Source organism: Rhizobium sp. Root1203 (assembly GCF_001424945.1).
Classification (GTDB): domain Bacteria; phylum Pseudomonadota; class Alphaproteobacteria; order Rhizobiales; family Rhizobiaceae; genus Rhizobium.
On the sequence record NZ_LMCW01000069.1, the window covers coordinates 158,801 to 182,106 of the forward strand.

Here is a 23,306-nt window from a genome sequence, read left to right on the forward strand (position 1 = left end):
AGGCACCGGCTGCGGCGCAATGGCGCGATCACAATTCGCGGAGCTGGTTTCCATCGTGGCTGCCGCGCGCTAGGTTAGCATCGACGGCGTTCTGCCGTGGCATCAACTTCAATCACGTCAGCATGCTGGGAGAGCGTCATGGATATGCGCCGTCTGGGGAAAACAGGTCTTTCGATCGCGCCGATCGTCTTCGGGGGCAATGTCCTCGGCTGGACCGCCGATGAAAAGACCTCGATCGAGATTCTCGACGCCTTCTTCGACGCGGGCCTCAACACCATCGATACCGCCGACGTCTATTCCTCCTGGGTGCCGGGCAACAAGGGCGGCGATTCCGAGGAGATCATCGGCAAGTGGCTGAAGCGTGGGAGGGTCTCGCGCGACAAGGCTATCATCATCACCAAGGTCGGCTCCGACATGGGCCAGGGCAAGACGCTCAAGGAGACATACATCCTGAGGGCCGTCGAGGATTCGCTTCGGCGGCTGCAGACGGACTACATCGACCTTTATCTTTCGCACTGGCCCGACGAGGATACGCCCTACGAAGAAACGCTCGGCGCCTTCGCCAAGCTGAAGCAGCAGGGCAAGATTCGCGCTGTCGGCTGCTCCAACCTCGACGCCATCCAGCTCAAGGCATCCTTCGATGCTGCCGAAGAGGCCGGGTTGCCACGCTATGACGTGATCCAGCCGGAGTACAATCTCTACGCACGCGACAGTTTCGAAGGCCCGCTTGCCGATCTCTGCGCCAAAGAGGATATCGGCGTCATCACCTATTTCAGCCTCGCCGCGGGCTTCCTCTCGGGCAAGTATCGCACGAAGGCCGATACGGCGGGACGGGCGCGCGAGGGCCGGGTTTCGGAATATCTCAACGACAAGGGCTTCCGCATTCTGGCAGCCCTCGACAAAGTCGCGGCCGAGACCGGCGCAAAGCCGGCCGAAATCGCCTTGGCCTGGCTGCTCGCGAAGAGGGGCGTGACGGCGCCGATCGCCAGTGCCACCAGCCTTTCGCAGCTTCAGAGCCTTGTCAGATCGGCGACGCTCAAGCTATCGGACGATGCCGTGGCACTGCTCGACAAGGCAGGCGCCTGACCTGGAGCCAAGCATGACCGTGACGATCCGCGACGCAAGGCCTGACGACGAAACCAGATGGCGTGAACTCTGGGACGCCTATCTCGCGTTCTACGGCGTAACTGTCGATGCCGGCATTACCGATTTCACCTGGCACCGGGTTTTCGATCCGGCGTCGACCATCGCGATGCGCATTGCGGAAGTCGACGGCGACCCAATGGGCTTCGCACTCTACATCACCCATGAGGGAACGTGGATCAGCGGCAAGGACTGCTATCTCGAAGATCTCTTCGTCGATCCCGAAGCCCGCGGAAAGGGTGTCGGACGAGCCTTGATGGACGACCTCGTCACGCTCTGCAAGAACAATGGCTGGTCGCGCCTCTACTGGCACACCAGCGAAGACAACAGGACGGCGCGGTCCCTCTACGACACCTACGTCGAAAGCGACGGCCACATCCGATATCGGATCAATTTTTGAACTGCGGGAAACCTTCGTAGAACGAGGCGTGATCGCCTTCCCAGTTCGCCATGCCGGCCCTGGTGAGAATACCACGTGGCCTCACATAGCTCTGGATCACGCGCCGCGGCCGCTCGTGCCATTGGATATTGAAGGCCCAGAGCTTGGGGAAAAAGCAGAGCGCGGCATAAGGCAGGTGATCGTGGATCCACCACGCCAGCTTCTGCCAATCCTGCTCGTCGCTGTAGGTATCGATCATCCACGGTACGACGACGCAGGCGGTCGCCCCCATCCAGCCGTCGATATCGCGGCGGTCCCATATGTGATCGGCGGCCGTTGCGGCGTTCGAGGAACAATTGAGATTGTTTCTGTTGCCGAATTGATTGACCTCCGCAGAGCGAAATCCGGAGCGGATGTGCAGGCGGCCGAACGTCGCCTGAAGCGGCTCCAGCAGTTCCTCGCAGAGCCGTTTGCCTGCTTCGATCGCAAGTTCCGGATCGTCGGGAATGTTCGGGATGCGATAGAAATCGGCGATCTCCGAATGCAGGAAATCGCGCAGGAAAAAATTCTTCGACAGGCGCGCCCGGCCCAGATCCTCCAGCCCTTTCATCGATCCCGGTTTTTTCATCTACGCCCTCCTCTCCGATCGCGTTCAACTTTGCCCGTTTTCAAGCGGGACGCCACCCGAAATGATCGGAACAATTCGCGCCGAGTTCTCTTCTCATGGGGGAGCCGCGTTCTGCGGCTTCGAAACAAGGAGAAAACAAAATGTCCAAAGAGAAGAGACTGGACGATCTGTTCTACGACACGCTCAAAGACATCTACTTTGCCGAGAAGCAGATTCTGCGTGCCCTGCCGAAAATGGCCAGAGCCGCGCAATCTCCCGAACTGAAGGCCGGCTTCGAAAAACACCGGGAGCAGACCGAGGAACATGTGGACCGTCTGCAGCAGGTCTTCGAGCTGATCGGCAAGCGCGCCCAGGGCAAGACCTGCGAAGCGATCCAGGGCATCATCGCGGAAGGCGAGGAAATTATCGAGGAATTCAAGGGTTCGGCGGCCATCGACGCAGGCCTCATTTCATCGGCGCAGGCCGTCGAGCATTACGAAATGGCCCGCTACGGCACGCTGAAGACATGGGCAATGACGCTCGGCAAGAAGGACGTGGCCAGCCTGCTCGACAAGACGCTGCAGGAAGAAGGCGCGACCGACAAGGCACTGTCGCAGCTTGCCACCTCCACCGCAAACCAGAAGGCCGCCGCCTGACCGGTCGGCATCGCGGGAGCAGGCCGTCCCGGCCGCTCCCGCGTCAGCCGCTGTATTTGAAAAAATCGACGAAGGCACGCAGCGCCGGCCGCATCTGGCGCCTGCTGGGGTAGTAGATGAACGGGCCAGGATAGGGCGCGCACCAATCCTCCAGCACCCGGACGAGCTTTCCGCCGGCCAGTTCGGTCTCGACGCGCAGATCGAAAAGATAGGCGAGCCCCGCACCGTTCAGCGCCGCGACAAGCGCGAGCCTGTCCTCGCTGACGATCAACGGCCCATCGACCGCCACCACAAGTTCCTGGCCGTCCTTTTCGAACTCCCAGCGGTAGATCGTGCCATTGGTGAAACGGCGCTTGATGCAGCGGTGGTGGACGAGGTCGCGGGGATGCTGCGGCTTGGGGTACTTCTCGAAATATTCGGGAGAGGCGGCTATCACAGTCGTCAGATTGGGCGAAGCCCTGACCGCGATCATATCTGCCTCCAGGCTCTCCTCCAGCCTTATGCCGGCGTCGAAGCCTTCCTTCACGATGTCCATGAATCCGTCTTCGTTGGCGATTTCGAGCGTAATGTCGGGGTAGCGGCCGAGGAATTCGCCGAGCCGCGGCGCAAGCAGGATATCGGAGGCAAAGCGAGGCGCGGTGATGCGCAGATTTCCGGCCGGTGTCCCTCGGGCGTCCCTGGCGGCTTCCAGCGCCACGCCGATTTCCTCCAGCGCGGGTTTCAGGCGCTGCAGCAGCAACCTGCCCTCTTCCGTCGGCGCGACGCTGCGGGTGGTGCGCGCCAGCAGCCGGACACCCAGGCTGTCCTCCAGGCTGGATACGGCGTGGCTGACGGCGGAAGGCGCAATCAGCAGCTCCTTGGCGGCGGCGCGGAAGCTTCGATGCTCCGAGACCGCGGCAAGAACGGCAAGTTGGGCGAGCTGTGTCCGATTCATTGATCTAATAGATAGAACAAGTCGTTATAAATTACACGTCTTTTGTGACGAGTGAAGGAGCGCTACGTTTTCCCTGCATCAGCTCATCCAGCTCAGCAAGGAGCACTTCACATGAAAACCCGCAAACTCGGAAACGATCTGACCGTCTCTGCCGTCGGCCTCGGCTGCATGGGAATGAGCTTCGCCTACGGAGCAAGCGACGAAAACGAGTCGATCAGGACACTCCACCGCGCCGTCGATCTCGGGATCACCTTCTTCGATACCGCGGAGATCTATGGGCCCTACACGAACGAGGTGCTTCTCGGCAAAGCCTTGAAGGAGGTGCGCGGCCGCGTGGTGATCGCCACCAAGTTTGGTTTCAGGCTGGATCCGGCGAAGCAGGGCGTCGCCGCTCTCACCGGCGTCGACAGCAGGCCCGAGCATGTCAGGACGGTGGCGGAAGCCTCGCTGAAACGCCTCGGCATCGAGACCATCGACCTGTTCTACCAGCACCGTGTCGATCCTGACGTTCCGATCGAGGATACAGTCGGCGCGATGGCCGAGCTGGTGAAGGAAGGCAAGGTGCGTGCACTCGGACTTTCGGAGGCGGGCAGCGCGACGATCCGCCGGGCTCACGCCGTTTATCCGATCGCCGCGTTGCAGAGCGAATACTCGCTCTGGTCGCGCGACCCTGAAGGCGACATTCTCGACACCTGCCGCGAGCTGGGAATAGGCTTCGTGCCTTACAGCCCGCTTGGCCGCGGATTTCTGACAGGCTCCATCCGCAAGGCAGACGATCTAGAGGCAGACGACTTCCGCCGCCAGGTTCCCCGCTTTCAGGCGGAGAATTTCGATGCCAATGCGGTCCTCGTGGCAAAGCTCGAAGCGCTCGCCAGGGAAAAGGGCGTGACGGCGGCGCAGCTCGCTCTCGCCTGGGTGCTGCATCAGGGAGACAGCATCGTCCCCATCCCCGGCGCAAGAAAGATCAACCATCTGGAACAGAACGCCGCAGCAGCCAGCATCACACTCAGCGCCGCCGAACTGGAGCAGCTCGGCGCGGCGATTGCGCCAGATCTGATTGCAGGCAAGCGCTATTCCGACGCCTCGCTGGCGATGACCAACCTTTGACCGATCGGCGGCCCGGTCATGCACGTCCGGGCTGCCGAAACCGAAGCGCCGATCTTGCCGCGCGGTCTCATCGCACTATGCTTTGGGGTAAGAGCCCGGGAGGCAGGACATGTCGGATCAGCAGGCAGTCGAAGCGGTCGTTCATCTCTACATCGAGGGCATGACCTTCGCCAACGAAGCCGCATTGCGAAAAGCGTTTCATCCGCAATGCGCAGTGATCGGACACTATGAGAATGCGGTGGAGTGGCTGACGCGCGACGAATTCATTGCCGCGATCGTCGCCGAGGGTGCAGCGCCGCCCGGCACGCAGCCGCACATGGACATCCAGATGCTCGACATCGTCGGCGATGCGGCAAGCGTCAAGGTCAGCGATAACTTTGCCGGGATGCTCTTCACCGACTACCTGTCGATGCTGAAGATCGAGGGCCGCTGGACGATCGTCAACAAGCTCTACTATCTGCACACATAGAGAGGCTGGCGATGGGGCTCTCGACCGCGCCCTCATACCTGCGCTCGTCACAGGCCTCCAGCCACCGCGCGTCTGCGCCGTGAGGAGAGTCTTCTGCATTCAAGGACATGAATGCGCTGGATCCCCGCCACATGGGCGAGGATGAGGGGAGATTGGAGGCTCGGCGCCAGCTATCTTACGACCTCAGCGGCCCTCAGCCTCTCAGGACGCCGCCGGTGAACTTCGTCACGCTGGCGACGATCTTCTGGGTCAGCGCCTCGAAATCCTCGTCCGTCAGCGTGCGGTCGACCGGCTGGATCTGCACTTCGATGGCGACCGACTTCTTGCCCTCGCCGACGGAAGCGCCTTCGAAGACGTCGAAGACGTTAACGCCGGACACCAGCTTGCGGTCGGCACCGGAGGCTGCCTTGATGATCGCACCTGCTTCAACGGACTTGTCGACGACGAAAGCGAAGTCGCGCTTGACGGCCTGGAACTGTGAAAGCTCCAGCGCCGGCTTGGTGCGAGTGGCCTTCTTCTTCGGCTCCGGCATGGCATCGACATAGACTTCGAAGCCGCAGAGCGCGCCCGACACGTCGAGCGCTTCCAGCGTCGAGGGATGGAATTCGCCGAAATAGCCGAGGACGACCTTCGGACCCATCTTGATCGTACCCGAGCGGCCGGGATGGTACCATTCTGGACCGCCCTGATCGATCTGGATGTTGCCCATCGGCAGACCGCAGGCTTCGATCACCGCCAGCGCATCGGCCTTGGCGTCGAAGACATCGACGGGCTTGCCGCCGCCCTTGGCAGCGTTGGACCACATGCGGCCGGCGCCCGACATCGAGGCGGTGCCACGGCGGATGCCGCCGGCGACGCGGCGCTGGCCTTCCGGCCTGTCGTTTTCATAGGTGCCTGAGACTTCGAAGATCGCGACGTCGCCGTAACCCTTGTCTGCATTGCGCTGAGCGGCCGTCAAGAGACCCGGCAGCAGCGAGGGGCGCATGTCGGACATTTCGGCGGCGATGGGATTGGCAAGCTTGAGCGCGGCGGAGCCGCCGCCGAAGAGCTTTGCCTGATCTTCCGAGATGAAGGACCATGTGACGGCTTCCAGCATGCCGCGCGAGGCAAGCGCACGCTTGGCCGTGCGGGTACGGATCTGCAGCGTCGTCAGGATTTTGCCGTTGATAGCCACATGACTTTCCAGCGGCGCCGGCTCGATGTTGTCGACGCCGTGGATGCGCATGACCTCCTCGACGAGATCGGCCTTGCCGTCGACGTCAGGTCGCCAGGAGGGGACGGCGACCGAAACGCGCTCGCCGGAACCTGAGACCTTGAAGCCGAGGCGCGTCAGGATCTGCACGCTTTCTTCCGTCGAGACTTCGAGACCGGTCAGGCGCTTCACTTCCGAGAACGGAAAATCGACGATCTTCGGCTCATATCCCTTGTAGCCGACGACATCGGCCCTGGCGGCCACGCCGCCACAGAGTTCGAGAACCAGTTCCGTCGTGCGCTCGATACCCGGAACCATGTATTCCGGGTCGACGCCGCGCTCGAAACGGTAGCGTGCGTCGGTGATGATGCCGAGACCGCGGCCGGACTTGGCGATGTTCATCGGATCCCAGAGAGCGGATTCGATGAGCACGTCCGTGGTATTCTCATCGCAGCCGGAATGCTCGCCGCCCATGATGCCGCCGATCGACTCGATACCGTTCTCATCCGAGATAACCACGTTGTTCGGGCTGAGCGTGTATTCACGCTGGTCGAGCGCCAGGACGGTTTCGCCGTCTTTCGCCCGGCGAACAGTCAGATTGCCCGTGACCTTGGCGGCGTCGAAGACGTGCATCGGCCGACCCTGATCGAAGGTCATGTAGTTGGTGATATCGACGAGCGCGTTGATCGGGCGCAGGCCGATCGCCAGCAGCCGCTGCTGCATCCACTTCGGGCTCGGGCCATTCCTCACGCCGCGCACGAGGCGAAGCGCAAAGCCGGGGCAGAGTTTTTCGTCGTCGAGATCGAGCTTCACCTTGACGGTCGTTTCGCCTTCGACGGCGAAGGACGGGGCGGGCCGCGTCTTCAGGGTGCCGAGGCCGGAGGCGGCCAGATCGCGGGCGATGCCTTGGATCGAGGTGCAGTCCGGACGGTTCGGCGTCAGGTTGATCTCGATGACCGGATCGTCGAGATGGGCATAGGATGCGTAGCTGGTACCGACGGGTGCATCGTCAGGCAGGTCGATGATGCCATCGTGGCTGTCCGAGATCATCAGCTCCTTTTCGGAGCACATCATGCCGTGGCTTTCGACGCCGCGGATGTTGCCGACGGCCAGCGTCACGTCGATGCCTGGAACATAGGTGCCGGGGGCCGCGAAGGCGCCGATCAGGCCGGTACGCGCATTCGGCGCACCGCAGACGACCTGAACCGGCGCGCCCTTGCCCGTATCGACCGACAGAACCTTCAGGCGATCGGCCTGGGGGTGCTTTTCGGCGGAGAGAACCTTGGCAATGACGAAAGGCTTGAATGCAGCCTTGTCGTCGACATCTTCGACCTCCAACCCGATCTGGGTCAGGCGGATGCAGATTTCATCGAGCGTGGCATCCGTTTCCAGATGATCCTTGAGCCAGGAGAGTGTGAATTTCATGATTTCAATCCTCCCCTACGCGCTCAGGCCGCCGAACAGTGTCGGCATGTCGAGCGGGCGGAAGCCATAGTGGGTCATCCAGCGGACGTCGGCGTTGAAGAAATCGCGCAGGTCAGGCATGCCGTATTTCAGCATGGCGATGCGATCGAGGCCCATGCCCCAGGCGAAGCCCTGATACTCGTCCGGATCGAGCCCGCCATGGCGCAGCACGTTCGGATGGACCATGCCGCAGCCGAGGATTTCCATCCAGTCGGTGCCTTCGCCGAACTTGACGATCGGGCCGGAGCGGTCGCACTGGATGTCGACTTCAAAGGACGGCTCGGTGAACGGGAAGAAGGACGGGCGGAAGCGCATCGTCACGCTGTCGACCTCGAAGAAGGTCTTGCAGAACTCCTCGAGCACCCAGCGGATGTTGGCGACGTTGGCCTTCTTGTCGATGACCAGTCCTTCGACCTGATGGAACATCGGCGAATGGGTGGCGTCCGAATCCTGGCGGTAAGTCTTGCCGGGAATGATGATGCGGATCGGCGGCTTCTGGGCCTCCATGGTGCGCACCTGGACCGGCGAGGTGTGCGTGCGCAGAACCTTGCGCTCGCCGTTCTCATCCGGATTGAAGAAGAAGGTGTCGTGCATCTCGCGGGCCGGATGGCCCTCGGGGAAGTTCAGCGCCGTGAAATTGTAATAGTCCGTTTCGACGTCCGGACCTTCGGCGATCGAGAAGCCCATGTCGCCGAAGATCGCGGTGATCTCGTCGACGATCTGGCTGATCGGATGTATGCGGCCGCGCTCGGCGGGCGACGAGCGCACCGGCAGGCTGACGTCGACGGTCTCTGCCTTGAGGCGCGCGTCGATCGCGGCCTTCTTCAGGTCGGCCTTGCGGGCGTTGATCGCGTCCGTCACCGAGGTCTTCAGCGCATTGATCGCGGCTCCGCGCGTCTGCCGCTCTTCCGGCGACATGGCGCCGAGCGTCTTCAGCAATTCGGACACCGAGCCCTTCTTGCCGAGCGCGCCGACGCGCACCGCTTCGATCGCGGGCTCATCGGCAGCGGCTGCCACATCAGACAGAAGTTGCTTTTCCAGAGTGTCGAGTTCGGTCATCTTTTCCTGCCTCACGGGGGCGTCAGTCTTGTCGATAATTCACGAAACATGCGTCAGATAGCTCGTCGCCACGATGAAACGTCGCAGATCACTACCCATGTGCGCGCGGCCAATCAACCGGGCAGTCGATAAAAAGCCGCGACGGCCGCAGGAAGGAATGGCGACCATCCGCTGCGGCGTGACCCATCGCGAGGCGGCCCTCTGTACCGCACCGCTCGATAAAGCGACGCGTCCGCCGACGAGCGCTGCGAGCAGGAGCGGAATGTCCTCTTCGCGCAAGCCGCGACCGGCCGTCAGATTTTCGAAATCGTTCGCCACGTCTCTTCCGACGTCCTTGTCCAGCCCAAAACGAAAAAACCCGCGCAAGCCTTGCCAGCGCGGGTTCCAAATCATCGAAACGAAAGTTCGAATAGCGCCGGCTTAGTTGACGGCTGCTTCAAACTCGTTCTTCGTACCGGCGTCCTTGAGGTACTCGAGAGCCTTCTTGGAGGCTGCGACGAGCGCGCCGAATGCTTCCGGCTCATGGATCGCCATGTCGGAGAGAACCTTACGGTCGACTTCGATGCCAGCCTTGTTCAGGCCGTCGATGAAGCGGCCGTAGGTCAGGCCGAATTCGCGGACAGCAGCATTGATACGCTGGATCCAGAGAGCGCGGAAGTTGCGCTTGTTGACCTTGCGGTCGCGGTACGCGTACTGCTTGGAGCGATCTACCGCTGCCTTGGCTGTACGGATGGTGTTCTTGCGGCGGCCGTAGAAGCCCTTAGCCTGCTTCAGAACCTTCTTGTGCTTGGCGTGAGACGTTACGCCTCTTTTTACACGTGCCATTTCATGATCTCCTTAATCTACAACGTTCGCGGAATAGTCTTAGAGACCGTTCGGCAGATAGTTCTTCACGACCTTGCGGCCATCTGGTTCTGCGAGAACCATCGTGCCACGTGCATCGCGAATGAACTTGTTGCTACGCTTGATCATGCCATGGCGCTTGCCAGCAGCGGCGGCCTTGACCTTGCCGGTTGCGGTGATCTTGAACCGCTTCTTGGCAGAGGACTTCGTCTTCATCTTGGGCATTTTGCTACTCCGTTTCTGGACCCCCTGCGCGCTTCATCAAAGAAGCCTTCTCGCGATGTCCGGTTTTCCGGTCGTCGCAACAAGGTGCGGGAGCGTTTGTTGTTGATCTGCGGCTCCGGTGATGAACCGTTCCGCAAGCATTCGACACTGCCACGGCATGCCCTGCCGGTCAGTTCGGACGCGCGCTTATAACCGCAGCGTCATAAAAGTGCAACGGGGCGGATCGAGGAATCTTGCCAAACCGGCGCCGGACCTCGTCGATCGCCCAAAATACAAAAGCCGCCCTTGCGGACGGCTTCGATACGCGTGGTGGCGACGCGCCTTACTTTGGCGCGAGCACCATCATCATCTGACGGCCTTCAAGCTTCGGCTCGGCTTCGACCTTGGCAAACTCGAGCGTGTCGGCTTTGACCTGCTGCAAAAGCTTCATGCCGAGTTCCTGGTGGGCCATTTCACGACCACGGAACTTCAGCGTCACCTTGACCTTGTCGCCTTCTTCGAAGAAACGGCCCATGGCCTTCATCTTCACTTCATAGTCATGAGTGTCGATGTTCGGGCGCATCTTGATTTCTTTGACTTCAACGATCTTCTGCTTCTTGCGCGCCTCGGCGGCCTTCTTCTGGTTTGCATATTTCAGCTTGCCCAGATCGAGGATCTTGCACACAGGCGGTTCAGCATTGGGGGAAATTTCCACCAGGTCGAGGCCAGCTTCTTCAGCCATTCTCAGGGCCTGGTCGGTCGCCACGACGCCTAAATTCTGTCCTTCAGCATCGATCAGCTGAATTTTGGGAATGCGAATTTCCCGATTCGAGCGCGGCCCTTCCTTAACGGGCGCGTCGGTTTTAAAAGGTCTGCGAATGGTCGTATTCTCCTCGCGTTGTTTCGGATCGCTGCAGCAGGGTACCTCCCACCAAGGAGGACAAACCTAGTTTCGCCGTCGCTGCAACGAAGTCATTAGCACGCTTTAGCGGAAAAATCACCCGCTGTCAGCCTGTCAAGAATCTGTTTTATAGGTCAAAACAACCGGAGTTCCGCCATGTCTGACGCAAATCTCGCTCTTGATCACCAATTTCTGACCGTCGGAGAGGGTGAGGCGGCCCGCGAGATTGCCTACATCGTCCGCCCGGGCGCGGCGACTTCGGCGGGACCCGCGCTTGTCTGGCTGTCCGGATACCGCTCCGACATGAGCGGTACCAAGGCGATCGAACTCGACAGGCTGGCCGCGGAAAGCGGCCTCGCCTGCATTCGGCTCGACTATTCCGGCCACGGGCTCTCGGGCGGGACCTTCGCCGACGGCACGATTTCGCGCTGGCTCGAAGAGGCGCTTGCGGTCATTCTCCATGTCGGTCCGGATCGCGCCATCCTGGTCGGATCCTCGATGGGAGGATGGATCGCGCTGCGTCTCGCGCAGGAACTTCTAAAGAAAGGCGGGGCGCCGAAGCTCGATGGCATGGTGCTGATCGCACCGGCACCGGACTTCACGTCCGACCTCATCGAACCGAACCTCAGCAAGAAAGAACAGAAGTCGCTGGCCGAGCGCGGTTTTTTCGAGGAGCGGTCGGCCTACAGCCTCGAACCCAATATCTATACCCGAAGCCTGCTCGAGGACGGCCGCGAGAACCGCGTGCTGACCGGCATCATCGAAACCGGATGCCCGGTGCATATCCTGCAGGGAATGAAAGATCCGGACGTTCCCTACCAGCACGCGATGAAGCTCGTGGAACATCTTCCGGCGGACGATGTGGTCCTCACCTTCGTTCGCGACGGCGATCACCGGCTGTCGCGCCCACAGGACATCGAGCGCATGCTGCAGGCCGTGAAAGGCCTCGTTCGCTGACGCAAGCTCGAGCCGCCGCGGATGCAAAAACCTAACGCATTTTAACCATGTCCACCGCTTCTCCCCCCTCCGTCAGAAGTATCGATTGACTCTCCAGGCGTCTCACCGTTAACTTTTTGTTAACAATACAAGGGCGATGCAAGGAACGGTGGGCGTGCGGATCAAGGGATTCCTGGTGGCCATGATGGCCATGTTTGCGATGTCGACAGCCGCGACGCCGGCTTCGACGAACACCCTCTCAATGGTGACCGGCGCTGCTACATCGCAGCCAATCGGGCACTACGAATTCTGCCAGACCCATCGCGACGAGTGCGGGGCGAACCGCATCACGGCAGCGGCCGAGATGTCGAATGAAAAATGGGCGCTCGTCCGCTCCGTCAACGCCACGGTCAACAACAGCATTACGCCGATGACGGACAAGGAAATCTACGGCAAGGACGAAGTCTGGGCTTATCCGACGACCGCCGGCGACTGCGAGGATTTTGCCCTTCTGAAGCGTCGAATCCTCATTCAGCGCGGTATTTCGCCGGCAAATCTTCTGATGACCGTGGTTCGCAAACCCGACGGCGAAGGCCACGCGATTTTGACGCTGCGCACGACGAAGGGCGACTTCGTTCTCGACAACCTCGCCTCCACCGTCAAGCCATGGTTCGAGACGCCCTACTCCTTCATCAAGCGCCAATCGAGCTACAATGCAGGCCGCTGGGTCACGATCGAGAACGGCCGCGACGTGCTGGTCGGCGCGCTGAGATAATCAGCGTAAGCGTAGACCAACAAAGGCCGGCGTCATGCCGGCCTTTTTCGTTGGCAGGCGTCAACTGTTTCCAATCAAGATGCCGGCGCCGAGAACGAGCCCGCCACCGACGACCACCTGGAATGCGGCGCGCAGGAACGGCGTTTCCATGTAGCGGTTCTGTATGAAGGCGATCGCCCAGAGTTCGAACACGGCGATGATGACGGCCAGCGTCGTTGCCGTCATAAAGTCCGGAATCAAATACGGCAGCGTGTGGCCGAGACCGCCCAGCGCCGTCATGATTCCGCAGGCGAGGCCACGCTTGATGGGCGAACCGCGTCCGGAGATCTTGCCGTCATCATGAGCGGCTTCGGTAAAGCCCATCGAGATACCGGCGCCGACGGATGCCGACATGCCGACAAGGAAGGTCTGCCAGGTGTCCTGCGTGGCGAACGCTGCCGCGAAAATCGGAGCCAGCGTCGAGACCGAGCCATCCATGAGGCCCGCCAGACCCGGCTGCACGTAGGTCAGCACGAATTGGCGCCGTACCGCCTTGTCCTCCTCCTGCCTCACCGCTTCGGGGGCGTGCTTCTCGCCGAGCATCCGCGTGATGTCTTCGTGGCCCTGCTCCGCGAGTGCCAGATCACCGAGCAGCTGGCGCGTCGGTGCATCGGCAACGCGGCTCGCCGCCTCGACGTAGAACCGATAGGCCTGCCGCTCCATGGCTTCGGCTTCGCCGCGGATCTTCTCCAGCGACAGGCTTCGCCGCAACCAATCCGGCTTGCGCTCATAGAAGCCCCTGACATGCTCCCGGCGGATCAAGGTGATGCGTTCCCCGAAGCGCTGCCGATAGATCGCGATCAGCGACCGGCGATGGGTATTCTCCACGTCGGCCATTTCCTCGAAGACCTTGGCAGAGGCAGGGTAAGTTGCCTTCAGCATGTCGGCATAGGCCAGATAGATCCTGGCGTCGTCCTCTTCGGATCCGATGGCGAGTGCCAGGATTTCCTGCTCGGACAGAGACTCCAGGGAACGTTTTGGTGATCTGAAAAGACGGCTCAGCATGGCTTCCTCGATTTTAGAATTATTCTAAAATAAGGCGAGCCGAAATGGCGGTCAAGACCGTCAGGGCCGCGGCGTCGCGCGTGCCGGCATCGGGAAGATCTATCGTCGCCCGAGGAACGGGTTCCCAGTACAAAACCGGATGCGCCGTTTGATGGAATGTAAAACATTATGCACGCAAAAGTATATTAAGCGATACTAACAATAGACTTTAGCCTAAACGAGCGAAAATGCCGGTTGAAATTTGCAACTATAGGGTTGCGCTATCGAGAAACCTCGGCATAGTGCAGGATGCAATTTATTGCTTCATGAGGGAACACTAAAGTGCCAGATCCGGTGGATATTATTGTCGGCCAGAACATCAGAACGCTTCGTGCGAAAAGGCGGATCTCGCAGCTGGAACTGGGTGAGGCGCTGGATCTCACATTCCAGCAAATCCAGAAATACGAGAAGGGCAGCAATCGGGTATCCGCGAGCAAGCTGCACCAGATAGCCGTTTTCCTGGATGTGGATATATCGGCGCTGTTCGAAGGTGCCGACGCCGCGGCCAGACCGGGGTTGAGCCGGGAGGCATACGAACTGGGCGTGAGCTATGACAAGCTACGCTCTGCAGCAGGCAAGGAAGCGGTCAAAACCATCCTCGACCTGATGAGCGGCGAAGCCTACGCCTAAACCTTCGGGCCGTACCCAGACTCTACCCGTCCCTGATCAATGCAGATCGCGCTCGTGCAGCGCGACCAGCAAGTCGTCCTGCGTATGATGACCGGCATGGTAAAGGTCGATTGCGATGCTGGCGATCGCCAGACCTTGCTGGCTGCGAAGCTTGATATTGCGCTCTGCGCACCACGTATAGAGTGCGCCTGCGAGTACGTCGACATCATCCGACTGCAAAGAATTGCTGGCGGCTACCATCATGGAAGTTGCCCTTGGTTTGATTTTCCCCTGCGAGCATAGTGAAGACATTCGGCGCCGCTGAAAAGCGGGATCCGGAAGATGCGTTAACGCAAGACAGATGAACCGCGCGACCTGTTTCAAAATGAAACGAGGGCGTAAACTGCGCTATTCGGACGCCACCCTGAAGCCGTCCTGCGAGAACGTGCAGGCCTCTATCGCGTCCAGCATCTTCTGGAATCGCGGATGATCACGTATCGAGTCCAGGTCCGAATCGTGCTCGAACCAGAGTATCTGGTAGCATGAGGACTGCGGCAGCAGGGCCTCGAGGATATCGAGCGCCGTGTCGCATTCATTGAGCAACGCGTAAACGCAGGCGACGTTGTACTGGGCGACGATATCGTCCGGATCGATCGCCTGGGCGCGCTTTACCCACTCCTTGGCGCGGGCGTGATCGCCCATGTGCGCCAATGCGAGCGCGCCCCTGTGAGCCGGGCCGGCATTCTCGGGGTGGCTTTCCAAGGCCCGCTCGGCTCGTTCTATGCCGATGCGCGCCCAATTCTGCCGGTCTTCCTGGCGGCCGAGCGAACGCGAGGCACTCATCAGATGGATGGGCGACAGGTAATCGTCGGGGCGTATCTGCGACGCCCTGGTGAAGAACGCGACCGCACTCTCGAATTTCCCCTGCATGAACAGGAAGCGCCCGTAGTGAAAATTGGCCTCATAGAGATCGGGCTCCAGCGCCAGGGCTTTCTCGAACTCGACCAGTGCTTGCTCGTCGCGCCCGTCCTGATGCAGCGCCAGCCCGCGCGAGGCGTGCGCCTCGGCCAGGTTCGGATCCAGCGCCAGCGCCTTGGCGGTGAGCTCCAGAATGCCTTCGAGCGTATAGTCCCCCGCGTGCCAATCCCGCAGGGCGGATTCGCAGTCGGCGATCCCGGCGTAGGCGCGAGCATAATCCGGGTCGAGCGCGACCGCAGTCGAAAACATCCGGCGCGCCATGAGCAGGTAGTGCCTGGTCCAGGTGTGCGAAAACTGCCGGCCTCTCAGATAGTAGGTGTAGGCTTCGACATTGCGGGTCGGCTCGCTCGATATCGCCTGCTTCTCTGCCGGCAGCAGCTTGATCTTGAGCTGATCGACGATGGCATTGGTAATCTCGTCCTGGATGGCGAAGATATCCGTCAGGTCGCGATCGAAGCGGTCGGCCCATATATGCGTGCCATTCCTCGCGTCAATCAGCTGTCCTGTGATGCGAACACGTTCGCCGGCCTTGCGCACGCTGCCCTGCAGCACGAAGTTGACGCCGAGCTCCGCGGCCGCCTGTTTCACCTGCACGGACTTTCCCTTGTAGGTGAACGCGGTATTTCGCGCGACCACATAGAGGTTCGAGATCTTCGAGAGATCGGTAATGATATCTTCCGTGATGCCGTCGGAGAAATACTCCTGCTCCGGATCACCGCTCATGTTGGTGAAGGGCAAGACGGCGACCAGTTGCTTGTGTTTCTCCCTGGCAGCCGCCAGCGCCGCCTCGTTGACCTTCAGAGGCAAGGCGCGCCTGGCGGAGATCGAATAGACCCTGACGGGCTTTTCGATGTTCTTCAGCGCATACTCGCCCCTGTCCTCGAACGACAGGCTGAGCCGGGTTCCCACATGATCCCTGGCGGACGCGGAAATCGCTATTCCTCCAGGGTCGGCGATCGCTTCCAGACGTGCGGCAACGTTGACGCCGTCGCCGAAGATGTCGCCGTCCTCAACGATCACGTCGCCGAGATGGATGCCGATTCGAAATTCGATGCGCTGATCGTCGGCAACGGCCTTGTTGCGCTCAGCCATCGCCTGCTGCATCTCGCTGGCGCAGGCAACCGCGTTGACGATGCTGGAAAACTCCACCAGCATGCCGTCGCCCGTCAGCTTGACGATACGGCCGCGGCAATGCGCAATCTTCGGGTCTACCAGCTCGCTGCGGCAGAGCTTCACCGCATCCAGCGTTGCCTGTTCGTCGGTGGTCATCAACCGGCTGTAACCGACGATCTCTGCTGCGAGAATAGCTGCAAGACGGCGTTCCAAGTGAACCTCGGCGCTGACTGAACAATCACGGGTGAAGTCTATTCTATTATAAACCCATGCCGATAGAATTAGACTAAACTAATAGAGAGCTTAAAAATACAAAAGTCGAGTCTCTTCGACAAGAACATATCGGCTTATTCATCGACAAAATAGAAAAGCCCGGTTGAAACAACCGGGCCTTGGCGATGCGAGCGGACGGCTGGCATCAGTTCTCGAAGAATTCCTTCATCCGCGCAAAGAAGCCGGTCGACTGCGGATTGTTCTCCTTCGAAGACAGCTCTTCGAATTCCTGCAACAGCTCGCGCTGGCGCTTGGTGAGTTTCTGCGGCGTCTCGATCTGGATCTGGATGTAGAGATCGCCCGTCTGCGCCGAGCGCAGAACCGGCATCCCCTTGGCCTTGAGGCGGAACTGCTTGCCGGCCTGCGTGCCTTCCGGCACGGTCACGCGCGACTTGGTGCCGTCAAGGGTCGCCACGTCGAACGTACCGCCAAGCGCTGCCGTCGTCATCGAGATCGGGATGGCGCAGTAGAGGTCGGCCCCGTCGCGCTGATAGAACTCATGCGGCTTGACGGAGAGGAAGATGTAGAGATCGCCCGCCGGTCCGCCACGGGTTCCGGCTTCGCCCTCGCCCTGCAGGCGGATCCGCGTGCCGTCCTCGATGCCCGACGGAATGTTGACGGAGAGCGAACGCTCTTCAGTCACCCGGCCCTGCCCGTGACACTTGGTGCATGGATCAGGAATGATCTGGCCGCGGCCATGGCAGGTGGGGCAGGTCCGCTCGATCGAGAAGAAACCCTGCGCGGCACGAACACGACCGGACCCCTGGCAGGTGCCGCAGGTCTTCGGCTGCGTTCCCGGCTTGGCGCCGGAACCGGAACAGACGTCGCAGGTGATCGACGTCGGAACGCGGATCTGCGCGGTCTTGCCGGAAAAGGCTTCTTCCAGCGAAATTTCCATGTTGTAGCGAAGATCGGCGCCGCGCTCGCGTCCACCGGCGGAACGCTGCCGCTGCCGGCCGCCGCCCATCATCTCGCCGAAGATATCCTCGAAGATGTCCGAGAAGCCGCCACCGGCAAAACCGCCGCCGCCGCCACCCATGCCGCCATGCTCGAATGCTGCGTGACCGTAGCGGTCGTAGGCCGCCCGCTTCTGCGGATCCTTCAGCGTTTCGTAGGCTTCGTTGATTTCCTTGAATTTGTGCTCGGCGCTGTGGTCGTCCGGATTCTTGTCCGGATGGTATTTCATGGCCAGCTTGCGGAAAGCGCTCTTCAGCTCTTTATCGTCCGCCGTCTTGGCGACACCCAGCGTTTCATAAAAATCGGCTTTTGCCATTAAGGATCAGACCCCGGAAATGGATATCCGGCTGCCATGGTGAGCAGCCGGAATGTCAGTTTCAAGCTTGACCGTTTGGTCGCTTACGCGGACTTCTTGCGGTCGTCGTCCTTGACTTCTTCGTAGTCGGCATCGACGACATTGTCGTCGCCACCTTCTGCGGAGGCATCGGCCGAGCCGCCTTCGGCCTGCTGGGCTTCATAGATCGCCTGACCGAGCTTCATGGATACTTCCATGAGCGTCTGGGTCTTCGCCTTGATGTCCTCGGCATCCGGGTCGGTTGCTTCGGTAGCAGACTTCAGCGCTGCGATCGCATCGGAGATCGCCGTGCGATCGGCTTCGGAAACCTTGTCGCCATAGTCCTTCAGCGACTTCTCGCTTGAGTGGACAAGGCTTTCGGCCTGGTTCTTTGCTTCCACGCCTTCGCGACGCTTCTTGTCCGATTCGGCATTGGCTTCGGCATCCTTGACCATCTTTTCGATATCGGCGTCGGAGAGACCACCGGAAGCCTGGATGCGGATCTGCTGTTCCTTGCCGGTGCCCTTGTCCTTGGCGGACACCTGCACGATGCCGTTGGCGTCGATGTCAAAGGTGACTTCGATCTGCGGCATGCCACGCGGTGCCGGCGGCAGGCCAACGAGGTCGAACTGACCGAGCAGCTTGTTGTCGGCAGCCATTTCGCGCTCGCCCTGCGAAACGCGGATGGTGACGGCCTGCTGGTTGTCGTCAGCGGTCGAGAAGGTCTGCGACTTCTTCGTCGGGATCGTGGTGTTACGCTCGATCAGACGCGTGAAGACGCCACCCAGGGTTTCGATGCCGAGAGACAGCGGGGTTACGTCGAGGAGCAGAACGTCCTTGACGTCGCCCTGCAGAACACCGGCCTGGATGGCGGCGCCGAGGGCTACCACTTCGTCCGGGTTGACGCCCTTGTGAGGCTCCTTGCCGAACAGCTGCTTGACGACTTCCTGGACCTTCGGCATGCGGCTCATGCCGCCGACGAGAACCACTTCATCGATTTCAGCCGGGGTCACGCCAGCGTCCTTCAGAGCCGCCTTGCAAGGCGCGATGGTGCGCTGGACCAGATCGTCGACCAGGCTCTCAAGCTTGGCGCGCGTCAGCTTCAGTGTCAGGTGCTTCGGACCGGTCGCATCCGCCGTGATGAACGGGAGGTTGATTTCGGTCTGCTGGGCAGAGGACAGTTCGATCTTCGCCTTTTCAGCGGCTTCCTTGAGGCGCTGCAGGGCAAGCTTGTCGCCCTTGAGGTCGATGCCGTTGTCCTTCTTGAACTCGCCGACGAGATATTCGACGAGACGCATGTCGAAGTCTTCACCGCCAAGGAAGGTATCGCCGTTGGTGGACTTCACTTCGAAGACGCCGTCACCGATTTCGAGGATCGAGATATCGAAGGTACCGCCACCAAGGTCGTAAACGGCGATCGTCTTGCCGTCCTTCTTGTCGAGACCGTAGGCAAGCGCTGCCGCCGTCGGCTCGTTGATGATGCGAAGAACCTCAAGACCGGCGATCCTGCCTGCATCCTTGGTTGCCTGGCGTTGCGCGTCGTTGAAATATGCGGGAACAGTGATGACGGCCTTCTCGACCTTTTCACCGAGATAGGATTCTGCGGTTTCCTTCATCTTCTGAAGGATCATCGCGGAAATCTGTGCGGGAGAGTAACCCTTGCCCTGGGCTTCGACCCAGGCATCGCCGTTGTCACCCTTGACGATGTCGAAAGGAACGAGGCCCTTGTCCTTTTCGACGGTCGGATCTTCGTAGCGGCGGCCGATCAGGCGCTTGACAGCGAAGAGGGTATTCGTCGGGTTGGTGACCGCCTGGCGCTTTGCCGGCTGGCCGACGAGGCGTTCGCCGTCATCGGAAAATGCCACCATCGAAGGCGTCGTGCGCGCACCTTCGGCATTCTCAATGACCTTTGCGTCTTTGCCGTCCATGACAGCGACGCAGGAATTCGTTGTTCCAAGGTCGATACCAATTACTTTTGCCATGTCATTCTCTCCTTGAAGCAAGCTGTCGGAACCCCGAGAAGGCATTTCGCTGACAGCCCCTTACGGGATTGGTCTTTAGGATTAACGCAATCGTGATTGCGGTGATGCGGCGTATATAAGGAGCGGTTTTCGCGACTGCAAGGCGGGAAATAGGCTGAAAACCGGCAAAACGAGCCTACGACGATTAATTTTCACAGCGGCGCGATCAGCGCATTTTTTCTTTCAGCGCTGCGCCATTATTGCCCCATGATCAGGTCGAGAAGCGTCGTGCGACGAGGACGCCCCGAGGGAGCCTCTTCGGCGCTGCCGATATCGCCCGGAGGAACGGCGTCGCCATAGCCGTAGCGACCATCCTCGGCGACATCGGCGGGCGGTACCGGACCGCCGCCGCTCGGGGAAAGCGGCTGCCGCCCGGGTCGGGAGGGCGCCTGCGGATACTCGCTTTCCGAACCACCGAAAACGCCAGAAATGATGTTGCCGATGGTGGTCCGTTCCTGAACGGGCTCCTGCATGCCGGGTTCGGCGGAGGCCATCGGCTGCCCGGCGCCGTTCAAAGTGCCCGGATCGCTCATGAACTGGCCGCTGCCGAAGAGGGGAGCCGGCGACAGCCCCTTGTGGGCGGCAATCATGAATTCCTGCCAGGCCTTGGCCGGCAGGCCGCCGCCCGTCACCTTCTTCATCGGCTTGCCATCGTCATTGCCGAACCAGACGCCGGTGGTCAGATTGCTGGTGAAGCCGACGAAGAGTGCGTCGCGCGAATTCTGGGTGGTACCGGTCTTGCCCGCTGCCTGCCAGCCCGCCAGCCTGGCGCTCTTGCCTGTGCCCTGGTCGATCACGCCCATCATCATCGCGTTCATGTTGGCGGCGATCGTTTCCGAAAGGACGCGCGGCGGGCTGTCGTAGGTGTTCTCGTACAGCACCTTGCTGCCATCGGCGGTCGTGACGCGGCGAATGACATGCGGCGTCGCCTTGTAGCCGCCGTTCATGAAGGCCGCATAGGCACCTGTCAGCTCCATGAGCGACACTTCCGAGGTGCCGAGCGCGATGGAGGCGTTGGGCTGCAGTTCAGACTCGATGCCGAGGCGATGCGCCAGCTTGATCACCTGGTCGGGGCCGTCGTACATCACCAGCTGCGCGGCGACGGTGTTCAGCGATTTTGCCAGGGCTGTGGCGAGCGTCACCTCGCCGTTGTATTTCTTTTCGTAATTTTCCGGCGTCCAGTCGCCGATCCGAATCGGAGCGTCGTTGAAGACGGAGAACGGCGTCAGGCCCTTTTCCAGGGCCGCGGCATAAACGAACGGCTTGAACGACGATCCCGGCTGGCGCTTGGCCTTGACCGCACGGTTGAACTGGCTGTCGGCATAGTCGCGGCCGCCGACAAGGGCGCGAATGGCGCCCGTACCGTCGAGGGATACCAGGGCTGCCTGCGAGGCGTCGAGTTTCGCACCGTCCTTGTTCAGCACGTCGGTCAATGCCTGCTCGGCGCGTTTTTCCAGGCCCTTGTCGATCGTCGTGTCGACGATGACGTCTTCCTTGACGTCGCCGATCAGCCCCGGCAGTTCGTCCATCACCATGTCGGCGACGTAGTGGCCCGCCCCCGACCAATAGCGTTTTGCCTTGGCCGGCGTCTGCGACATCGCCGTCCTGACCTCGTCGCCCGATATGTAGCCCTGATCGCGCATGGCCTGGAGCACGACCTGCGCCCGGGCGTTGGCCGCCTCCGGATCGCGGGCCGGCGACAGGCGCGACGGCGCCTTCACCAAGCCGGCAAGCAGCGCTGCCTCGCCGAGGTTCACGTCACGTGCGGACTTGTTGAAATAACGACGCGATGCCGCCTCGACGCCATAGGCGTTCGAACCGAAGAACACGCGGTTGAGATACATCGCGAGGATCTGGTCCTTGGTGTATTTCTGCTCGAGCCACAGCGCCAGCAGCACCTCCTGCACCTTACGCTCCAGGGTGCGATCCGGCGACAGGAAGAGGTTCTTGGCGAGCTGCTGGGTCAGCGTCGAGCCACCCTGAACCATGTGGCCGGTGGTGACATTGGTAACGAAAGCGCGGGCCAGGCCTAGGGGATCGACGCCGAAATGCGAATAGAAGCGCCGGTCCTCGATCGCCACGATCGCTTCGGGAAGGTAAGGCGACATCTCCTCGAGTGCGAGCGCCTCGCCGCCGGTGGTGCCGCGATTGGCAATCACGCTGCCGTCGACGGCGGTAATCTTGACGTTCGGGGGGCGATCGGGGATGGCCCAGGTGCTGGCGCTCGGCATGCGCGAGCCGTAGTAGACGACGAGGCCTGTCACCCCGATGCCGGCCCAGATGCCGAGCACGATGCACCAGTAGACGATCCTGCGGACGAAGCCGAAAATGCCGCCGCCTTCGCGTTCCGGCGGCGGGCGGCGCTTGCGCCGCTCGGGCTGGCGGGACCGTGGCGATTTCGATGCTGGCCGCTTTGCGGCTCGCCCGCCGGCAACGCGGTCGTCGGCGTCGAGCGCGAAATCATCGTCATCGTCGCGGCTGTCGCGGCCACCAAAGGACGGTTCGATTCTATCGCGTGATCTGCCTCTGCCTGCCATCTAGGACCGGTCGAACTCCAGTTTTGCCAAACAAACCCGATGTTTGCGGCGTCCGCCCCTCCGGGACGGTTCTCTACCCGGTTGAACTTTAAATGAGGCGATTTAAGGGGTGGTTAAGAACTCGTTAGGCAAGCACCTCGGCTTTTGAAGCCTGCCTCTCACGATGGCGCACCGCGCCCATTTTCGCCGCAATATTGCCCAGTTTGGTTCAGCCTGCATTCACCTGCGGAGCCCTCTAATCGCGAAGCAAGGGACTTGCAGAACAGAGGTGCAGAGATGCGCATGACAACGATCGCCCTGGCGATTGCAATGAGTGGATTTGGCGTTTCCATCGCCGAAGCAATGCCGATCGCGCCAATCGAAAGCGGCGCGACCAAGAATGCCGTGCTTGTCGATTATGCCTGCGGGCGCGGCTATCACCTGACGCCATGGGGCAATTGCCGACCGAACTGGAGGCAGCCACCTCCGCCGCGCTACGGCTGGCGCTACGAACGCTCCTATGGATGGGGCAACCGTCCGCCGCCACGCCACGGCTGGCGCGACGACCGGTCATGGGATCATCGCCCACCCCCCTGGATGCGGGACGGCTACGACCGTTATTGACCGCCGACATTTGACCTGGATGCCTAGCACTACTTTGGCAGATTAACCGGCGGTTAACGATGATCGGCCATCTTTGGCACCTCAAAAGGGGTGCGGTGGATGGTGGAGCAGGATATTGCACTGACGGAT

The 23,306-nt window shown here is 60.9% G+C and carries 22 protein-coding genes and 1 pseudogene; 9 read left to right on the top strand and 14 right to left on the bottom strand.

The genetic code is table 11. The features are described from left to right. Window positions 1-138 precede the first annotated feature (138 nt). Together ASC97_RS32330 and ASC97_RS32335 are read left to right on the top strand one after the other, a co-directional pair. Window positions 139-1,086 (top strand): aldo/keto reductase, encoded by a 948-nt coding sequence (locus ASC97_RS32330; RefSeq protein ID WP_057472413.1) that lies wholly within the window; start codon window positions 139-141, stop codon window positions 1,084-1,086. A gap of 13 nt (window positions 1,087-1,099) precedes the next feature. Continuing rightward, window positions 1,100-1,543: a GNAT family N-acetyltransferase gene (locus ASC97_RS32335; RefSeq protein WP_057472414.1), complete on the top strand. Its 444-nt coding sequence runs from the start codon at window positions 1,100-1,102 to the stop codon at window positions 1,541-1,543. On the opposite strand, the gene ASC97_RS32340 is transcribed toward ASC97_RS32335, so the two are convergent. Continuing rightward, window positions 1,533-2,150 (bottom strand): hypothetical protein, encoded by a 618-nt coding sequence (locus tag ASC97_RS32340; RefSeq protein ID WP_057472415.1) that lies wholly within the window; start codon window positions 2,148-2,150, stop codon window positions 1,533-1,535. The genes ASC97_RS32335 and ASC97_RS32340 overlap by 11 nt on opposite strands. A gap of 140 nt (window positions 2,151-2,290) precedes the next feature. Here ASC97_RS32340 and ASC97_RS32345 point away from each other — a divergent pair, with 140 nt between their 5' ends. Continuing rightward, window positions 2,291-2,785, top strand: a complete 495-nt coding sequence (locus ASC97_RS32345) for a YciE/YciF ferroxidase family protein (RefSeq protein WP_057472416.1) — start codon at window positions 2,291-2,293, stop codon at window positions 2,783-2,785. 43 nt (window positions 2,786-2,828) lie between these two features. On the opposite strand, the gene ASC97_RS32350 is transcribed toward ASC97_RS32345, so the two are convergent. Further along, window positions 2,829-3,719: a LysR family transcriptional regulator gene (locus ASC97_RS32350; RefSeq protein ID WP_057472417.1), complete on the bottom strand. Its 891-nt coding sequence runs from the start codon at window positions 3,717-3,719 to the stop codon at window positions 2,829-2,831. 111 nt (window positions 3,720-3,830) lie between these two features. Here ASC97_RS32350 and ASC97_RS32355 point away from each other — a divergent pair, with 111 nt between their 5' ends. Both ASC97_RS32355 and ASC97_RS32360 read left to right on the top strand, forming a co-directional pair. Further along, on the top strand, window positions 3,831-4,826 hold the full coding sequence (locus ASC97_RS32355) for an aldo/keto reductase (protein WP_057472418.1): 996 nt from the start codon (window positions 3,831-3,833) through the stop codon (window positions 4,824-4,826). A gap of 109 nt (window positions 4,827-4,935) precedes the next feature. After that, window positions 4,936-5,295 carry a nuclear transport factor 2 family protein gene (locus tag ASC97_RS32360; protein ID WP_057472419.1) on the top strand — a complete coding sequence of 120 codons (360 nt, stop codon included), beginning with the start codon at window positions 4,936-4,938 and terminating at the stop codon, window positions 5,293-5,295. 193 nt (window positions 5,296-5,488) lie between these two features. Here ASC97_RS32360 and pheT read toward each other — a convergent pair whose 3' ends face one another. From pheT to infC, 6 genes and pseudogenes are all read right to left on the bottom strand, one after another. After that, entirely contained in the window at window positions 5,489-7,912 is a 2,424-nt protein-coding gene (pheT, locus tag ASC97_RS32365; RefSeq protein ID WP_057472420.1) for a phenylalanine--tRNA ligase subunit beta, read from the bottom strand. 15 nt (window positions 7,913-7,927) lie between these two features. Beyond that, window positions 7,928-9,010, bottom strand: a complete 1,083-nt coding sequence (pheS, locus tag ASC97_RS32370) for a phenylalanine--tRNA ligase subunit alpha (protein ID WP_057472421.1) — start codon at window positions 9,008-9,010, stop codon at window positions 7,928-7,930. Window positions 9,011-9,049: 39 nt separating this feature from the next. After that, a pseudogene (locus ASC97_RS34410) lies at window positions 9,050-9,145 on the bottom strand (serine/threonine protein phosphatase); the annotation flags it as partial. 285 nt (window positions 9,146-9,430) lie between these two features. After that, window positions 9,431-9,835: a 50S ribosomal protein L20 gene (gene rplT / locus ASC97_RS32380; protein ID WP_037062676.1), complete on the bottom strand. Its 405-nt coding sequence runs from the start codon at window positions 9,833-9,835 to the stop codon at window positions 9,431-9,433. 39 nt (window positions 9,836-9,874) lie between these two features. Continuing rightward, on the bottom strand, window positions 9,875-10,078 hold the full coding sequence (gene rpmI, locus ASC97_RS32385) for a 50S ribosomal protein L35 (protein WP_007813308.1): 204 nt from the start codon (window positions 10,076-10,078) through the stop codon (window positions 9,875-9,877). 322 nt (window positions 10,079-10,400) lie between these two features. Beyond that, window positions 10,401-10,937 (bottom strand): translation initiation factor IF-3, encoded by a 537-nt coding sequence (infC, locus tag ASC97_RS32390; RefSeq protein ID WP_057472423.1) that lies wholly within the window; start codon window positions 10,935-10,937, stop codon window positions 10,401-10,403. A gap of 177 nt (window positions 10,938-11,114) precedes the next feature. On the opposite strand from infC, the gene ASC97_RS32395 reads away from it, so the two are divergent. Both ASC97_RS32395 and ASC97_RS32400 read left to right on the top strand, forming a co-directional pair. Further along, window positions 11,115-11,915 carry an alpha/beta hydrolase gene (locus ASC97_RS32395; protein WP_057472424.1) on the top strand — a complete coding sequence of 267 codons (801 nt, stop codon included), beginning with the start codon at window positions 11,115-11,117 and terminating at the stop codon, window positions 11,913-11,915. Window positions 11,916-12,069: 154 nt separating this feature from the next. After that, a complete protein-coding gene (locus ASC97_RS32400) occupies window positions 12,070-12,669 on the top strand; it encodes a transglutaminase-like cysteine peptidase (RefSeq protein ID WP_057472425.1) in 600 nt (199 codons plus the stop codon). Window positions 12,670-12,729: 60 nt separating this feature from the next. On the opposite strand, the gene mbfA is transcribed toward ASC97_RS32400, so the two are convergent. After that, a complete protein-coding gene (mbfA, locus tag ASC97_RS32405) occupies window positions 12,730-13,713 on the bottom strand; it encodes an iron exporter MbfA (protein WP_057472426.1) in 984 nt (327 codons plus the stop codon). 321 nt (window positions 13,714-14,034) lie between these two features. Between mbfA and ASC97_RS32410 the strand changes: the two genes are divergently transcribed. Further along, window positions 14,035-14,382, top strand: a complete 348-nt coding sequence (locus tag ASC97_RS32410; RefSeq protein WP_057472427.1) for a helix-turn-helix domain-containing protein — start codon at window positions 14,035-14,037, stop codon at window positions 14,380-14,382. A 36-nt stretch (window positions 14,383-14,418) separates the two neighbouring features. Here ASC97_RS32410 and ASC97_RS32415 read toward each other — a convergent pair whose 3' ends face one another. The 5 genes from ASC97_RS32415 to ASC97_RS32435 all read right to left on the bottom strand — a co-directional run bounded on the left by ASC97_RS32415 (window position 14,419) and on the right by ASC97_RS32435 (window position 22,574). Further along, on the bottom strand, window positions 14,419-14,625 hold the full coding sequence (locus ASC97_RS32415) for a hypothetical protein (protein WP_057472428.1): 207 nt from the start codon (window positions 14,623-14,625) through the stop codon (window positions 14,419-14,421). A 144-nt stretch (window positions 14,626-14,769) separates the two neighbouring features. Continuing rightward, the gene (locus ASC97_RS32420) at window positions 14,770-16,665 is read right to left on the bottom strand and encodes a TPR end-of-group domain-containing protein (RefSeq protein ID WP_057472429.1); all 1,896 of its coding nucleotides are present in this window, start codon (window positions 16,663-16,665) and stop codon (window positions 14,770-14,772) included. 205 nt (window positions 16,666-16,870) lie between these two features. Further along, window positions 16,871-17,998: a molecular chaperone DnaJ gene (gene dnaJ, locus ASC97_RS32425; protein ID WP_057472430.1), complete on the bottom strand. Its 1,128-nt coding sequence runs from the start codon at window positions 17,996-17,998 to the stop codon at window positions 16,871-16,873. An 83-nt stretch (window positions 17,999-18,081) separates the two neighbouring features. Beyond that, window positions 18,082-19,998, bottom strand: a complete 1,917-nt coding sequence (gene dnaK, locus ASC97_RS32430; RefSeq protein WP_057472431.1) for a molecular chaperone DnaK — start codon at window positions 19,996-19,998, stop codon at window positions 18,082-18,084. A 236-nt stretch (window positions 19,999-20,234) separates the two neighbouring features. After that, a complete protein-coding gene (locus ASC97_RS32435) occupies window positions 20,235-22,574 on the bottom strand; it encodes a transglycosylase domain-containing protein (RefSeq protein WP_057472432.1) in 2,340 nt (779 codons plus the stop codon). Window positions 22,575-22,850: 276 nt separating this feature from the next. Here ASC97_RS32435 and ASC97_RS32440 point away from each other — a divergent pair, with 276 nt between their 5' ends. Continuing rightward, window positions 22,851-23,177 (top strand): GCG_CRPN prefix-to-repeats domain-containing protein, encoded by a 327-nt coding sequence (locus ASC97_RS32440; RefSeq protein ID WP_057472433.1) that lies wholly within the window; start codon window positions 22,851-22,853, stop codon window positions 23,175-23,177. The last annotated feature ends 129 nt before the right edge of the window (window positions 23,178-23,306 follow it).

Bases quoted from the DNA above. Each gene is read 5' to 3' on its own strand.
- ASC97_RS32330 (WP_057472413.1), top strand. From the start codon at position 139: ATGGATATGCGCCGTCTGGGGAAAACAGGTCTTTCGATCGCGCCGATC.
- ASC97_RS32335 (WP_057472414.1), top strand. From the start codon at position 1,100: ATGACCGTGACGATCCGCGACGCAAGGCCTGACGACGAAACCAGATGG.
- ASC97_RS32340 (WP_057472415.1), bottom strand. From the start codon at position 2,150: ATGAAAAAACCGGGATCGATGAAAGGGCTGGAGGATCTGGGCCGGGCG.
- ASC97_RS32345 (WP_057472416.1), top strand. From the start codon at position 2,291: ATGTCCAAAGAGAAGAGACTGGACGATCTGTTCTACGACACGCTCAAA.
- ASC97_RS32350 (WP_057472417.1), bottom strand. From the start codon at position 3,719: ATGAATCGGACACAGCTCGCCCAACTTGCCGTTCTTGCCGCGGTCTCG.
- ASC97_RS32355 (WP_057472418.1), top strand. From the start codon at position 3,831: ATGAAAACCCGCAAACTCGGAAACGATCTGACCGTCTCTGCCGTCGGC.
- ASC97_RS32360 (WP_057472419.1), top strand. From the start codon at position 4,936: ATGTCGGATCAGCAGGCAGTCGAAGCGGTCGTTCATCTCTACATCGAG.
- pheT (WP_057472420.1), bottom strand. From the start codon at position 7,912: ATGAAATTCACACTCTCCTGGCTCAAGGATCATCTGGAAACGGATGCC.
- pheS (WP_057472421.1), bottom strand. From the start codon at position 9,010: ATGACCGAACTCGACACTCTGGAAAAGCAACTTCTGTCTGATGTGGCA.
- rplT (WP_037062676.1), bottom strand. From the start codon at position 9,835: ATGGCACGTGTAAAAAGAGGCGTAACGTCTCACGCCAAGCACAAGAAG.
- rpmI (WP_007813308.1), bottom strand. From the start codon at position 10,078: ATGCCCAAGATGAAGACGAAGTCCTCTGCCAAGAAGCGGTTCAAGATC.
- ASC97_RS32395 (WP_057472424.1), top strand. From the start codon at position 11,115: ATGTCTGACGCAAATCTCGCTCTTGATCACCAATTTCTGACCGTCGGA.
- mbfA (WP_057472426.1), bottom strand. From the start codon at position 13,713: ATGCTGAGCCGTCTTTTCAGATCACCAAAACGTTCCCTGGAGTCTCTG.
- ASC97_RS32415 (WP_057472428.1), bottom strand. From the start codon at position 14,625: ATGATGGTAGCCGCCAGCAATTCTTTGCAGTCGGATGATGTCGACGTA.
- dnaJ (WP_057472430.1), bottom strand. From the start codon at position 17,998: ATGGCAAAAGCCGATTTTTATGAAACGCTGGGTGTCGCCAAGACGGCG.
- dnaK (WP_057472431.1), bottom strand. From the start codon at position 19,998: ATGGCAAAAGTAATTGGTATCGACCTTGGAACAACGAATTCCTGCGTC.
- ASC97_RS32435 (WP_057472432.1), bottom strand. From the start codon at position 22,574: ATGGCAGGCAGAGGCAGATCACGCGATAGAATCGAACCGTCCTTTGGT.
- ASC97_RS32440 (WP_057472433.1), top strand. From the start codon at position 22,851: ATGCGCATGACAACGATCGCCCTGGCGATTGCAATGAGTGGATTTGGC.